Origin of the sequence: Rhizobium sp. SL42 (assembly GCF_021729845.1) — a bacterium.
GTDB lineage: Bacteria > Pseudomonadota > Alphaproteobacteria > Rhizobiales > Rhizobiaceae > Allorhizobium.
The window spans coordinates 3,941,075-3,955,187 of the sequence record NZ_CP063397.1 but is presented as its reverse complement, the minus strand read 5'-3'; the positions used below and the strand labels follow the sequence as shown (position 1 = coordinate 3,955,187).

15 protein-coding genes are annotated in these 14,113 nt (G+C 60.4%); 7 read left to right on the top strand and 8 right to left on the bottom strand.

The features are described from left to right. Window positions 1-73: 73 nt before the first annotated feature. Genes pcaD through IM739_RS18660 form a run of 5 tightly spaced genes read left to right on the top strand, consistent with a single transcriptional unit; the run spans window position 74 to window position 3,724 of the window. Window positions 74-886, top strand: coding sequence for a 3-oxoadipate enol-lactonase (gene pcaD, locus IM739_RS18680; protein WP_237369158.1), 813 nt, complete (start codon window positions 74-76; stop codon window positions 884-886). Further along, window positions 879-1,298 carry a 4-carboxymuconolactone decarboxylase gene (gene pcaC, locus IM739_RS18675; RefSeq protein WP_237369157.1) on the top strand — a complete coding sequence of 140 codons (420 nt, stop codon included), beginning with the start codon at window positions 879-881 and terminating at the stop codon, window positions 1,296-1,298. The genes pcaD and pcaC overlap by 8 nt, the downstream gene beginning before the upstream one ends. Beyond that, window positions 1,291-2,040: a protocatechuate 3,4-dioxygenase subunit beta gene (pcaH, locus tag IM739_RS18670; protein ID WP_237369156.1), complete on the top strand. Its 750-nt coding sequence runs from the start codon at window positions 1,291-1,293 to the stop codon at window positions 2,038-2,040. The genes pcaC and pcaH overlap by 8 nt, the downstream gene beginning before the upstream one ends. Next, the gene (pcaG, locus tag IM739_RS18665; protein WP_237369155.1) at window positions 2,040-2,654 is read left to right on the top strand and encodes a protocatechuate 3,4-dioxygenase subunit alpha; all 615 of its coding nucleotides are present in this window, start codon (window positions 2,040-2,042) and stop codon (window positions 2,652-2,654) included. Before pcaH ends, pcaG begins: the two co-directional genes overlap by 1 nt. 20 nt (window positions 2,655-2,674) lie before the next feature. Further along, entirely contained in the window at window positions 2,675-3,724 is a 1,050-nt protein-coding gene (locus IM739_RS18660) for a 3-carboxy-cis,cis-muconate cycloisomerase (protein ID WP_237369154.1), read from the top strand. Here IM739_RS18660 and IM739_RS18655 read toward each other — a convergent pair whose 3' ends face one another. From IM739_RS18655 to IM739_RS18620, 8 genes are all read right to left on the bottom strand, one after another. Beyond that, the gene (locus IM739_RS18655) at window positions 3,725-3,925 is read right to left on the bottom strand and encodes a zf-HC2 domain-containing protein (protein ID WP_237369153.1); all 201 of its coding nucleotides are present in this window, start codon (window positions 3,923-3,925) and stop codon (window positions 3,725-3,727) included. Further along, a complete protein-coding gene (locus tag IM739_RS18650) occupies window positions 3,925-4,548 on the bottom strand; it encodes a sigma-70 family RNA polymerase sigma factor (RefSeq protein WP_237369152.1) in 624 nt (207 codons plus the stop codon). The genes IM739_RS18655 and IM739_RS18650 overlap by 1 nt, the downstream gene beginning before the upstream one ends. Before the next feature lie 214 nt (window positions 4,549-4,762). Further along, window positions 4,763-5,899: a glycoside hydrolase family 88/105 protein gene (locus IM739_RS18645; protein WP_237369151.1), complete on the bottom strand. Its 1,137-nt coding sequence runs from the start codon at window positions 5,897-5,899 to the stop codon at window positions 4,763-4,765. Between the two features lie 6 nt (window positions 5,900-5,905). Then, a complete protein-coding gene (gene pglA, locus IM739_RS18640; RefSeq protein ID WP_237369150.1) occupies window positions 5,906-7,417 on the bottom strand; it encodes a polygalacturonase PglA in 1,512 nt (503 codons plus the stop codon). Between the two features lie 10 nt (window positions 7,418-7,427). Next, the gene (locus IM739_RS18635) at window positions 7,428-8,684 is read right to left on the bottom strand and encodes an ABC transporter substrate-binding protein (RefSeq protein ID WP_237369149.1); all 1,257 of its coding nucleotides are present in this window, start codon (window positions 8,682-8,684) and stop codon (window positions 7,428-7,430) included. A gap of 33 nt (window positions 8,685-8,717) precedes the next feature. Next, on the bottom strand, window positions 8,718-9,830 hold the full coding sequence (locus tag IM739_RS18630; RefSeq protein WP_237369148.1) for an ABC transporter ATP-binding protein: 1,113 nt from the start codon (window positions 9,828-9,830) through the stop codon (window positions 8,718-8,720). A gap of 4 nt (window positions 9,831-9,834) precedes the next feature. Further along, a complete protein-coding gene (locus IM739_RS18625) occupies window positions 9,835-10,743 on the bottom strand; it encodes a carbohydrate ABC transporter permease (protein WP_237369147.1) in 909 nt (302 codons plus the stop codon). A 2-nt stretch (window positions 10,744-10,745) separates the two neighbouring features. After that, on the bottom strand, window positions 10,746-11,630 hold the full coding sequence (locus tag IM739_RS18620; RefSeq protein WP_237369146.1) for a carbohydrate ABC transporter permease: 885 nt from the start codon (window positions 11,628-11,630) through the stop codon (window positions 10,746-10,748). Window positions 11,631-11,906: 276 nt separating this feature from the next. On the opposite strand from IM739_RS18620, the gene IM739_RS18615 reads away from it, so the two are divergent. Both IM739_RS18615 and kduI read left to right on the top strand, forming a co-directional pair. Further along, window positions 11,907-12,818 (top strand): helix-turn-helix domain-containing protein, encoded by a 912-nt coding sequence (locus IM739_RS18615; protein ID WP_442981151.1) that lies wholly within the window; start codon window positions 11,907-11,909, stop codon window positions 12,816-12,818. 172 nt (window positions 12,819-12,990) lie between these two features. Next, window positions 12,991-13,833, top strand: a complete 843-nt coding sequence (kduI, locus tag IM739_RS18610) for a 5-dehydro-4-deoxy-D-glucuronate isomerase (RefSeq protein ID WP_237369144.1) — start codon at window positions 12,991-12,993, stop codon at window positions 13,831-13,833. Window positions 13,834-14,113 lie beyond the last annotated feature (280 nt).

The window sequence follows — 14,113 nt, the reverse complement described above, 5'->3', positions numbered from 1 at the left end:
ATGATTGATTGGAAAACATCATTTTACCTAACCAAACGCTGCAAGCAATATGGCAGCATTGGAGGAGACATTCGTGCAATTTGTTCGTGTTAACGGCATCACGCTGCATCACCAGATCATTGGTGGTCCGGCGAGCCGCCCCGTCATCGTGTTCATCAATTCGCTTGGCACAGACTATCGCATCTGGAGGGATGTGCTGGTGCGGCTGGCGGGGGATTATCCACTGGTCGCCTACGACAAGCGGGGCCATGGCCTGTCGGATGTCGGTACCGTTCCCTATAGCATCGACGATCATGTCGATGATCTGATCGGGCTTCTGGAGCACCTGAACGTCACCCAGGCGGTGCTCTGCGGTCTGTCTGTCGGTGGACTGATTGCGCAAGGGCTCTATGCGCGGCGTCCCGATCTTGTGCGGGCCTTGGTGCTTTGCGATACGGCGCCCAAGATCGGTTCCCCGGAGATGTGGGATGCCCGCATCGCTGCGGTGAAGACGAATGGCATCGAGCATATTGCGGATATGGTGATGGAGCGCTGGTTCACCCCGCATTTCCGCCGCTCGGGCAATCTGGACTACCCTGGCTATCGCAACATGATGATCCGTCAGCCGGTTGACGGCTATATCGGAACTTGTGCTGCCATCCGCGACGCCGACCTTACCGAAGAGGCGTGCCGCATCGCGGTTCCGACGCTTTGCGTCGTCGGCGATCAAGATGGCGCGACGCCGCCTGATGTCGTGCTGGCCATGGCCAGGCTCATTCCCGATGCCCGTTACGAGGTTGTCTCCGGGGCCGGACACCTTCCCTGCATCGAGCAGCCGGAGATGATGGCCGCGATGATTACCGCTTTTCTCACGCCGCTTGTTTCAGGAGAAAAACAACATGGCTGATGCATCTGGTTCATCCGAACGATACCGGCAGGGGATGGCGACCCGTCGTTCCGTTCTGGGCGATGCCCATGTCGATCGTGCATCCGGCATGGCGACCGGGTTCGACCAGCCTTTCCAGGAGATGATCACGGAAGGCGCCTGGGGGACGGTCTGGTCGCGCCCCGGCTGGAGCAAGCGCGAACGCTCGATGGTGACGATTGCACTTCTGGCCGCGCTTGGTCACGATGAGGAAGTGGCGATGCATGTGCGGGCAACCGCCAATACGGGTGCAAGTCGCGACGATATCTGCGAGGCGTTGTTGCACGTGGCCGTCTATGCCGGGGTTCCGGCGGCCAATCGCGCATTCAAACTCGCCAAGCAGGTGTTCGAGGAAATGGATGCCGGGCAGGGGTTGGGAGAAAAACATGAGTGACCTGTCGAACAAGAAGCCGGAAACGGGGGCCTTCTTCGGTCGAGACCGGAGCCAGCATCCGCCGGCCTATACGCCCGGCTACAAGACGTCCGTGCTGCGCGCGCCGCAAAAGGCGCTGCTGTCGCTGGACGGGACCGTTTCGGAAATCACCGGGCCGGTGTTCGGCCATTCGATACTCGGCGAACTCGACAATGACCTGATCCACAACTTCGCCAAGTCCGGCGAAAGTGCCATCGGCGAGCGCATTATAGTGCATGGCCGGGTCCTGGACGAGCGGGCGCGGCCGGTGCCGGGTGCGCTGGTCGAATTCTGGCAGGCCAATGCCGGTGGTCGCTATCGGCACAAGAAGGAAAGCTATCTGGCGGCGCTCGATCCGAATTTCGGCGGCTGCGGTCGTACGATCACCGACGAGAACGGCTACTATATCTTCCGGACGGTCAAGCCGGGCGCTTATCCCTGGCCGAACGGCGTCAATGACTGGCGCCCGGCACATATCCATTTCTCGATCTTCGGCCATGGGTTCGCCCAGCGACTGATCACCCAGATGTATTTCGAAGGTGATCCCATGATCTGGAAATGTCCGATCGTGCTGACGATACCGGATCGCGCGGCGATCGAGCAACTGGTGGCCGCGCTCGACTGGTCGGCGACCATTCCGATGGATGCACGCGCCTACAAATTCGATATCGTTCTGCGTGGCCGTCGTTCGACATTGTTCGAAAACCGGCTGGAGGGAAATTGATGGTTCAGCCTCTGGGTTACCTCAAGGAAAGCGCGTCGCAGACCGCCGGTCCATACGTGCATATCGGGTTGACGCCCAATTTTGCCGAGATCACCGGCGTCTATCCCGTCGATCTCGGGACTGCGATGGTCAACGACAAGACGCAGGGTGAACGCATCACGGTCACCGGCCGCGTCATCGACGGTTCGGGTACGCCGCTGAAGGACGCGCTGATCGAGATCTGGCAGGCGGATGCCGCGGGGCTTTACAACAGCCCGTCCGAGATGCGCGGCAGTGCGGATTCGAATTTTACCGGCTGGGGGCGCTGCCCCTGCGATCTCGCAACCGGCGAATATCGTTTCGAGACAATCAAGCCGGGCCGAGTTCCATTCAAGGACGGTCGCCTGATGGCGCCGCATATCTCGTTCTGGATCGTTGCGCGCGGCATCAATCTCGGGCTGAATACGCGGATGTATTTCGGCGACGAGGAGACGGCCAATGCCGAGGATCCCATTCTGGCACGGGTTGAGCACCGCGTCCGCGTACCCACCCTGATTGCCAGCCGCGAAGGTTCCACCTATCGCTTCGACATCCATCTCCAGGGAGACAGGGAAACGGTGTTCTTCGACATCTGATCTCGATCCAGCGGGCCCCCATGAGCATTTCCGTCTTCGACCACCCCATGCTGGCCGGCCTCCTCGGCGACCGGGAAATTGCCGCGCAGTTTTCCGTTGCGGCGGAACTTGAAGCGATGCTCGCATTTGAGGTCTCCCTGGCAAGGGCCGAGGCGGAGGAAGGGTTGATTCCGCAAGCGGCGGCCGATGCGATCCTTGAACTGCCGGGGCGTTTCGAGCCCGATGTCGATGCCATTCGCGATGCTACAGGGCGCGATGGCGTCGTCATTCCCGAGCTTGTGCGGCAATGGCGCGCGGCATTGGGTGCGCATGGCGAATATATTCACTTCGGCGCGACCAGTCAGGATGTGATCGATAGCGGGCTGATGTTGCGTCTGGTGCAGGTGGTTCGCCTGCTTGATGCACGGCTTGAAGCGGTAGTCGATGCGATCGATGCGCTTGACGCGCGGTTCGGTAAGGCGCCGCTGATGGGGCAGACCCGCATGCAGGCGGCAATCGAGATCTCGGTGGGAGACCGCTTTTCATCCTGGCGCGCGCCGTTGGGGCGGTATCGACGGATGCTCGAGCCCTGGCTTCAGGGAGGCCTGCCTGTGCAATTCGGCGGCGCCGCTGGTACGCTGGATAAGCTGGGTGACAAAGCCGCTTCGGTCCGGGCGCGGCTTGCCGCCGATCTGGCACTGGCCGACCGGTCGCAATGGCATAGCCAGCGTGACGTGATTGCCGAGTTTGGCGGACTGCTGTCGCTGGTCAGCGGCAGCCTCGGCAAGATGGGGCAGGATCTGTCGCTCATGGCCGGTGCCGGCACGGCACTGATCGGCGGTGGCGGCGGATCCTCGGCGATGCCGCACAAGCGCAATCCGGTCAAGGCCGAGGTGCTTGTGACGCTGGCCAGGTTCAACGCGGTTCAACTGTCCGGCCTGCATCAGTCGATGGTGCATGAACAGGAGCGGTCCGGCAGCGCCTGGACGCTGGAATGGATGATCCTGCCGCAGTTGGCGGTTGCAACCGGTGCGGCACTTCGGACCGCTGCCGATGTACTTGGTTCCATCGAGCGGATCGGGGACGCCTGATCAATCGGATGCCGCGTCGTCTTCGGCCTTACCCGTTGCGAAATGTCGGCTCATGCGGCTGATCATGCGGATCTGGCGGCTGAAATTGCGGCATTTGTCGCAGGCAAGCAGATGGAGCCGCAAACCGATGGTTTCGCGCGCGTTGAGCCGACGGTCGAGGCCGTCAGAGGCGAACTTTGTCGCGTCCTCGCATTTCAGCATCAGCAGGTCTCCTTCGGGGCGAACCAATGGCCTTCAAGGCAGTTTCTCAGCCGCAGCCGTGCCCTATGCATCAGCACATGCAGGTTGGAGATGCTGATGCCGACCTCCGCGCAGATCTCAGGTGTCTGCATGTCGACGAATTCCCGCATCATGAACACACGGCCCTGATCCGGCGGCAGATGATCGAGGCAGGTCTCGAAGACCCGCCAGAAATCCTTGCCGAGCAGTTCCGCTTCCGGGTTTCCCCAGTCACTGGGCGCGTGTTCCGGGAGCCAGTGGCGACGCATATCGAAGAAAACCGGCTCCACATCGTCGCTCGCGGGTGACGGCAAGGGAATGACCGTTGCCTGCCGGCGCTTGAAACGAAGCTGATCGGCGATCTTGTTGCGCAGAATGGCAAATACCCAGGTGCGAAACGCCGAACGCCCGGCAAAGGCGCCGGCGTTGCGCAAGGCGCCGGCCAGCGCTTCCTGCACGGCATCTTCGGCCATAGAAACATCGGAGAGCTGAAGCGCCGCAAATTTCAGCATGCGTTCGCGCAACTCGGCCAGATAGGTGCCGTCGGCCAGAAAGGTGGCTGCCGGAAGCGCTGATGGCGCTTCAACCCGCCCGCTGTTTTTCATCGTCGCAAATCCCCTCGCCAAAGCCCAGACTAACCTTCGCATGGCGCTTTGCAAACTCGGCTCGTCGAAACATTTGTCGTCTGGCGAATTCGGTTCTTACACAAGGGGCGAAAAAATATCTGCCGGATGCGGTTGGCACGGTGTTCGCGGCGGCGATGCTGCATCCTACGAAACCGGCATCGGTGGAGCTGGCGTCCGTGGAACTGGCAAAAGGCTATCTGTCGGAACCGATCCGTTCCATTCCAGGCACACTTGCGTGTGCTGGCTTTGCCGCAGCCTGATGCCGGCGTTCTTCCGCATAAGCCATCATCAGCGGCGCGACGCCCTTGATATCATCGGCCCGCAGATCCTCGGTCAGATAGTAAGCGACGCTGCCGTCCCTGTAGATGCCCTGAAATGGGCCCAGACCGGCAACGCAACAGATATTGTTCAAGTGAACCCGGCCATCGGCGTCGCCGTACAACTCGTGTTCGACCAGCGCATGCAAGGCCTTGCGACCAAGCTCGGCATCGGTGCCGAGCCCTAGCCGCTCTGCTTTTTGCAGGGAATAGGCAAACATCGCAGTCGCGGAGCTTTCCGGATAATTGCCCGCAATCTCCGGATGATCGATCACCTGAAGCCATCGGTGGTCGGTCGTAGCGCATGTTCTGAGCTGCGCGTTCAATGCGGCGAGGCGGATGGCGAGATCGTCCCGATCCTGGCCGTGCGGCAGATTGTCGATGATATCCACGAAGGCCATGGCAAGCCAGCCAATCGAGCGCGCCCAATGGGCCGGAGACAGGCCGGTTCGTTCATCGGCCCAGGCCTGGAGGCGGGCCTCGTCGTAGCCGTGGCGATAGAGGCCGGATGCCTTGTCGAATGTGAGATCAAGCGCTGTCGCGAACTGATCAACCGCGTCGGACGCCATGTCGGTCGCTGAAAGTGCATTGGCGAGTTCGAGCTTGAAGGGTAGGGCCATATAGAGCCCATCCAGCCAGATCTGGTGCGGATAGCGAAGCTTGTGCCAGTAGGGGCCCGCCTTGGTGCGGGGATGATGCTGCAATTGCAGGCCGAGCGGCCGAGCCGCGTCGAGATAGCGCCTGTCGCCCGTCACGCGGTGCAGATAGATCAGCGCGCGTCCCGGAAGGACGTTGTCGATGTTGAATTCATCGATCCTGTATCCGGCAAGCGCACCGTCCGATCCGATCTGGCCATCGACGAGACGCGTCAGATGCTCGAGCCAGCGGGCTTCTCCCGTCGCCTCGTGCAGGCTGATCAGGCCGCGATACAGGCAGCCGTCCTCGTAGCACCAGGCGCCACCTTTGTAATAATCATAGTCGCGGGCGTAATTGTCGAAATAGGAGGTCAGCATGGATTTTCACAAGTTCGGGTGAATGGAATGTGGTGACAGCCGGGCGAGCAGGCTGAAGCGGGTGTTTTCAGCGACAATGCCCGCATGGAGCAGTTGTGGAAGGTGGCACGCCATTTCCGGCAAGCCGGGCTTGGCGCCTTCGGCATAGACGATACTCAGTCCATCGACCGACACCGCGTCGATCTCACACTCCGGCAAGCCGTAGAAGACGGCGGCCGCAGTCTCTGCACCCGATACAACCACATCCCGGATGGTAATGTTGCTGATGCGCGGTGTCTCGATCGAAAGAGGCAAAGGATTGCGGGACTGGACATATTCAGAACGCCCATCTGCATCGCAGAAATAGAAGGCGTTGACAGCAATCGGGGTTGCGACGTCGTCCATCCTGCATTGGCTGAGATGGATGTCCGAGACAGCGCCGCCGCGCCCGCGCCTTGTCTTTATACGCAGGCCGCGGTCGGTTCCGACAAAATGGCAACGGCTGATCGAGACGTCGTGAATGCCGCGGCTCATCTCGCTGCCCATGACCACCGCGCCATGGCCACGTTGCATCAGGCAGTTGCTGATTTCGACGCGCCGTGTCGGACGATCCGGCCCGCCGCGCGGATCACGCTTGCCGGCCTTGATTGCGATACAGTCGTCGCCCACGGAGATGTCGAGGCCGATCAGACGTATATCGCTGCTTGCTTCGGGGTTCAGTCCATCGGTGTTGGGCGAGAGCGGATCGTTGCGGATCGTCAGGCCCGCCGCGAGCAGGTGATCGCACAGGACCGGATGCACCGTCCATGATGGGGAATTCTGCACCGTGATTCCGGACAGGATCACATGTTTGCAGCTGGACAGGAAGATCGTGCGCGGGCGCCGCGCCCCGTCGCGGGTTTCCTTCGGCCATGTCCACCAGTCGCCCCGGTCGCCGCCGCCGTCAATTGTGCCGTGACCGGTGATCGTCAGGTTGTCACAGTCGATGGCATTGATCAGGCTGGCAAAACACGGTTCGGCAACGCCTTCCCACGTGCCGAGCACGCGGCCATCTGCATGACGGGCTGGCAGAACCTTGCGGCCCCGGCGGGAACCGGTATCGGCAAGAATTGCGCCTTCCTCCAGCAGAAGCGTCATCTCGCCTTTGAGAAATATCGGGCCACTCGACCATAATCCGGCGGGCAGACGCAGTGTCCCGCCGGCCGGCAATGAAGCGATCGCGGACTGGATCGCGCGCGCATTGTCTGCGCTCTCCGTCGATGCGCCGAAGTCGCGAATGTCGAGCAGGGCTGTTTCATTTGCGGTGGCGAAGGTAAAGCCGCCATCCGCTGTTTCCAGTCGGTAGTGTCGTCCTGGTTCGAGATTGCCCAGGTTGAGCACGACCGAATGTACTTGTCCTGTCGCCACAACCAGGCCATCACCCTCGCTGAGCTGCCAGTCGAGCGCGCCATCACGGGCAAACAGAAACCTGTCCGGCGCGATCAACAGCGTTGCCGTGCGGGCACCGGCAGTCAGCAGGGTGATGAACTGGCTGGTCACGATTGTCCTCTCAAATGCCGGTCAGGGCGTCGTTGATGCCGTCGATGATTTCTTGTGCAGCATCGGCTGCCGATGCCTGGCCATAGGCGAAGGCTTCGAACGTGCTGTCGAAAACGTCGGTGACACGCGGATGTTCGTTAAGCGGGGAGACCCCGACGCCGCTTGCCTCCAGCACTATCTTGTTGGCCTCGATCTGGACCGGCTTGATCTTGCCTTCCTTGCCCAGCACTTCAAGTGCGATCTTGCTCGACGGTATGCCGCGCGTGGCGCCGAGGATCTTGATCGCCTCGGGGTCGTTGAGCATGCAATTGATCACCTGCGCCGCCGCCTTTGGATCCTTGCTGTTCTTCGAGATGGCAAACAGCATGGACGGCTTGCGATAGACGCCTTCGGTAGTCGCGCCTTCGACCGTCAGCAGCTTGACCGGAACGAGGACCTGGCCGTCTTCCATCGGGCCGGAAATCTTGCCGTAGGTGCTGTCCCATTGATAGGTGCCGGCGACCTTGCCCTTGGCCCATTCCGGATTTTCATGCAGTGGCGCGTTGCCGCCGGCAGCTACTGTCTTCCACGATTCAATGACGCCCTTGTCGACCAAGGTCTGGTAGAATTCCAGGCCTTCGGCGAGCTCCTCCGGTGTCCATGCGACCTTGTGGGTGGTCGGATCGATCAGGTCCTTCCCGGTTTTTTGCGTGGTGCGCAGGATGACGACGAGCCTGGCGTCGAGTGCGGCGCCTTCGAAGGGGTAGTAGTCCTGGCCGAGCTTTTCCTTCATCACCGGGGCAGCGGCGATCAGTTCGTCCCAGGTGCTCGGGATGGCAAGGCCTGCCTTCTCATAGGTGGTCTTGTTGAACATGAAGACACGACCTGTCGTCGAGACGGGCAAGCCGTTGAGCTTGCCATCGACCGAGCCGCTGTTCAGGTCGTTCTCCGACCATTGACCAAGATCGATAACGTCCTTGTACTGGTTGAGATCGGCAAAGCCGTCGCCGCTCTTGGAAAAGATCGGCAGCCAGGGCCAGTTGATCTGCATGATGTCCGCCTCGGTCTTCCCGGCGAGCTGGGTTGTGACCTTTTCCTGGTGGCCGGTCCAGCCGGTGAATTCCGGGGCGATGGTGTGACCGAACTTGCCACCGCAGAGCTTCAATGCTTCCTGCGTGGCAAGGTGGCGATCGTCGCTGCCCCACCAGGACATGCGAAGATCGCTGGCATAGGCAGTGCTGAGGCTGGTGGCTGCGAGCAGTGCAGCGGTTGCAATCAAGGTTCTCATTTTGGCTCCTCCCAAGTTGAAACGATGAAAATGTCAGTTGGCCAGAGAGATGTTTTCCCCGCTCTGGCGGTCGAAGATATGCATCTGGGCGATGTCGGGGGTCAGCCAGATACGATCGTCGCGGATGGCGCCGCGGTCGAACTGGCTCGACGGGACGACGGCGATGACCCGCTCCGCTCCGATGTCGACATAGAGGTAAACCTCGTGTCCCATGAATTCGACATGGCTGATCCGGCCGCTCAAAGTGCCGCGCGTTTCGGGGGCGGCTATGCGCAGGTGCTGCGGGCGGATGCCCATGGTCACCTGTTGAGGTGCATTGGCGATCAATCGGTTGCGCAGGCCGTCGACAAGCGGAACAGTCTGGTTTGCGACGATGATCTCGTCGAGTGCCGTCAGCTTGGCCGAAATGAGGTTCATCTCCGGACTGCCGATGAAGCCGGCGACGAAGGCATTGGCTGGGCGGTTGTAGAGCGTTACCGGATCGGCGACCTGCATGATGTGGCCGTCCTTCATCACGCAGATCCGGTCACCCATGGTCATGGCCTCGGTCTGGTCATGGGTGACATAGATGACGGTCGCGGCCATGCCGTCGGCCTTCAGCCGCTTGTGCAGGTCGGTGATGCGCACACGCATCGAGGCGCGCAGTTTGGCGTCCAGGTTGGACAGCGGCTCGTCGAAGAGGAAGACCTGCGGCTTCTTGATCAGGGCCCGGCCAACGGCAACGCGCTGAGCCTGGCCGCCGGACAGCTGTTTCGGCAGGCGGTCGAGCAGGGCGCCGATTTCCAGCGTGTCGGCGACCTTGTCGGTTTCGGCATCGATCTCGCTAGCCGGGCGGCGTTTCAGGCGCATGCTGAAGGAGAGGTTCTTCTTCACCTTCATATGCGGATAGAGCGCGTAGTTCTGGAAGACCATGGAAATGCCGCGGTCACCGGGCGAACGGTCATTGACCAACTGGCCGCCGATGCGGATCTCGCCGCCGGTCACCTGTTCCAGTCCGGCGATCATGCGCAGCGTGGTCGACTTGGCGCAGCCTGACGGGCCGACCAGCACCATGAACTCGCCGTCCTCGACGTCGAGATTGATGCCATGCACGGCGCGGAAGGATCCGTAGTCTTTTTCGAGGTTCTTCAGTTGCAGCCTGGCCATCGGATTATCCCTTGATGCCGCCGGCGGAAATGCCGTCGATGAAGTATTTCTGGGCGAGGAAGAAGACCGCGAGCGCCGGCGTCAGCGCCAGCACCGACATTGCCAGCACACGGTTCCATTCGAAGGCCTCGGTCGTGTCGATCGACAGCTTGAGCGCCAGCGATACGGGGAATTTTTCGACCGAAGAGATGTAGATCAGGGGGCCGAGGAAGTCGTTCATCGTCCACATGAACTGGAACAGGCAGACGGAGATCAGCGCCGGCATCAGCAATGGAATGATGATGAAGACCAGAACCTGCCATGTATTGGCGCCATCGACACGGGCAGCCTCTTCCATGTCGCGTGGTATTGCGCGCAGGAACTGGACCAGCATGAAGACGAAGAAGGCATCGCCGGCAAGCGCCGAAGGCACCCAGAGCGGCAGGAAGGTGTCAAGCCAGCCGAGATCGCGGAACAGCAGATATTGCGGAATGCGGGTCACTACATTTGGCAGCAGCAGCGTAGCGATCAGGGTGGCGAAGAGCAGCTTCTTGAACGGGAACTCGAAGCGGGCAAAGCCGTAGGCGACCGCCGTGCAGGAAATTGCCGTGCCGATCATCTTGGGCAGGACGATCCACAGCGTGTTCAGGAAAAAGGTGCCGAAGCTGTAGGGCGTAGATGTCTTCCAGCCACTGATATAGCCGTCGAGCGTGGGCTTGCTCGGCCAGAAGCCGGGATTGGCAAATATCTCCGAATTCGTCTTGAAAGAGGCGCCGATCAGCCAGACCAGCGGATAGATCATGATCAGGCCGACAAGCGTCAGGACCGTGTAGCGGATCACGGTGGTGATCCGCTGGCGGCGCAGGTCGCGGCTACGGGCGAGCGAGACATCGTCGAGTTCTGCAGACAGGGAAGCGAGTGCGTGTTCGGCCATGGTCAGCTCCTCTTGTCGCCGGCGTAGTAGACCCAATGGCGTGACGACCAGAAGGCGATGAGGGTCAGTGCCATGATGATGACGAACAGCACCCAGGCGATGGCCGAGGCGTAACCCATGTCGAAGCGCTTGAAGGCCTCGTCGTAGATGTAGATCGGCAGCAGATAGGTGGCTTTGAGCGGCCCGCCCTGGGTGATGATGTAGGGGCCGTTGAATTCCTGGAATGCCTGGACCATCTGCATGATGAGGTTGAAGAAGATGACCGGCGTGATCAGCGGCAGGGTGATGTGGACGAAGCTCTTCCACTTGCCGGCGCCATCAATGGAGGCGGCTTCATAGAGGTTCTTGTCGATGCTCTGCAGTGCGGCAAGAAAGATCACCATCGCCGAACCGAATTGCCAGAGCCGCAGCAGCGTGATGGTGAACAGCGCATTGACCGGGTCGCCGAACCAGTTGACCGGCTCCAGGCCGATCATGCCAAGCGCCATGTTGACCAGCCCGACATCGGCGAACATGTAGCGCCATAGCACGGCAATCGCGATCGAGCCGCCCAGGATCGACGGCACATAGAAGGCGGTGCGGAAGACGTTGATGAATTTCAGCTTGTAGTTCAGGATCACTGCGACGAAGAGCGCGAAGGCAAGCTTCAGCGGCACCGTGGTGAACACATAGATCAGCGTCACCCAGAGCGACTTGCGAAAGGTGCGGTCGGCGGTGAACAGGCGGATGTAGTTGTCGAGGCCGGTGAAGATCGGCGCGCTCATCAGGTTGTAGTCGGTGAAGCTCAGGTAGAGCGACACGACGAAAGGCAGCGTGGTGAAGACCAGCAGACCGAGAATGTACGGGGAGAGGTAGAGCAGCCCGAGATAACGGTTGTCTCCGCTCATGCCGCATCCTCCTTCTCGACGAAGCCTTGATGCGAACGGTATTTCATGGTGCAGGTCGCAATGCGCCGGGCTCCGTGGCGGAGCTGCGCGACATGTTCTCTTTTATACATCGCAATACTCAAGGGTGCGCTTTCAGCTGATCCCGCCACTGCGCGGGGCCGGGTGTCGCTGCCCTTCTCCTCCAGATTTCCTCCCCGGCCTTCCCAAGAGAGCCGGTCCTATGGCTAATATCCCGCAGACGGTCCGGCGCGAAAATCGACGAATAGGGGGAAAATGATGGAGGAAACTGAAGGTCAGGTTTTGGCCGGTATTCCGATGAATGCGCTGGCGCTCAACCTGACGCGCTCGACAATCCGGATGCAGCACGCCCAGACATGGCGGATCGACAAGTCTAACCGTGTCCACGACCTGGTGATCTGCCTGACGGGCAGTGCACGGTACGAGATCGAGGGCGAGACGCTATCGATGGTGCCGGGCAGTGCGATGTTGCTGAACGCCGAAACCCGGTTTGTCGGATACTCGACCTCGTCCGAGCCCTACACCGGCATTGCGCAGCATTTCACCCTCGATCTTTTCGGGCGCCTTGATCTGATGGGGCAAATGCAGTTGAAGCGATCCGTCGCGCTGGCGCGCTGGGATATGCTGGAAAAGGTGGTCCGGCATTACCGTGAAACCGCGCCGCCCTATTCGACGACGCTGCAACAGCATCACATGTTCATGTTCCTGCTGACCGAATTCATCGAGCAGGCGTTTGTCGGCTGGCGCGAGCAGTCGGTCGGCAATGTCGCCAATCCCGATCAACTGTCCCTGGCGATCATGGTGGCGGCAAGCCAGATAGCCGCAGATCCGCTCGGCGAGCATATCGTCCGGCAGGTGCTGGACGCCGCGCCGTACAATCTGGACTATTTCAAACGCGAATTCCGCAGGCGAGTCGGCTGGACGCCTGATAAGTTTCAGGAGTTCAAACGCATGGAGCGGGCCATGGGGCTTCTCGCTGGCGGTTGTACGGTAAAGCGGGCGGCGGCGCTGTCAGGCTATGCCGACGCCTATTATTTTTCGCGGATGTTCAAACGCTATATCGGTGTGAGCCCGCAGGGGTACCGCGATGCCGAACGCAGAAGCCGCGAAGGCGCCTTTCCGCGTGGTGAAGAGGATGGCCAGATCGTCTATCCTCTCCCACGGTCATGACCAACCTGTCATATGTTTATAGCAACATGCTCTTTTTTGAACGTATGGTTTCGGGCCGATTTACGTCTGTCGGTTGTCAAAAGCAGAACTTCTATCCGTCTAGGCCGCTTTCCAGCTTGTGGTTGCTCCCTCAACCTGTATGATGAGTTTAAATACATGTTCGGGAGGTACTATGACGCATACTGATTTCACCAACCGGTTTGCAATCGATCCTATGACGGCCGCGGGCTTCGGTACCGATCAGTTGCGCGAGCATTTCCTGCTGCCGCCGCTGTTCGTGATGGGGCGGATTCAATTGCACTACACCAATTATGACCGGATGATCGTGGGCGGCGCCATGCCCGGCGCCGAGCCATTGACCCTTGAAACAATCAAGCCGGCCGGCACCAAGGAGCTTCTGGCGCGGCGCGAATTGATTGCCGTCAATATTGGTGGCCCGGGTGTCGTGACGGTGAGTGGCGAGGCCTTTGCGACCGGCCCGCGCGACATGGTTTATGCCGGCATGGGAACTTCGGTGACGTTCGCCTCCGCGTCCGCCGAAAATCCGGCAAAATTCTATCTGCTCAGTGCGCCGGCACATGCCTCTTATCCGGCTCGCCATATCGGCATAGCAGACGCCAAACGCATCGATCTGGGTGCACAGGAAACCAGCAACGAGCGCTCGATCTTTCAGTTTGTTCATCCGGAAGGCGTCAAGACCTGCCAGCTCGTGGTCGGCATGACCAGTCTTGCCAAGGGTTCCGTGTGGAACACGATGCCCTGCCATATCCATGACCGGCGTATGGAAGCCTATCTCTATTTCGACATGCCGGAAAAGGCGCGTGTCTTCCATCTGCTCGGCGAGCCTGACGAAACGCGCCACATCGTCATGAAGAACGAGGAGGCGGTCCTGTCTCCCGGCTGGTCGATCCATTCGGGTGCCGGCACCGCGAACTACTCCTTCATCTGGGCGATGGCCGGAGACAATGTCGACTATACCGATGTCGACCCGGTGGCGATCGAGGAACTGCGCTAAACCCGAATTCGCTCACGCTTCTGTTCCTAGGGCCCCCCATCGATGTAAGGGCGGGCCAGCGCCTGTCCCTCCGTGCCGTGTGCGGGATTGTCCATCCCGCACACGCATTTGCCGTGACCTCATGATGGGGGTCGCGGGCATCATTCGGGCTCTGCAATGGGCGACAAACTCCAGGGGCATCAGCCTCATCGACCGCTACTTTAGTTACGGGCCATTAAGGCGGTGTTAGCTATCCGTCACCTACTCTCGGCCGATTAGGCGTGAATGTTTCCGGTTCGCT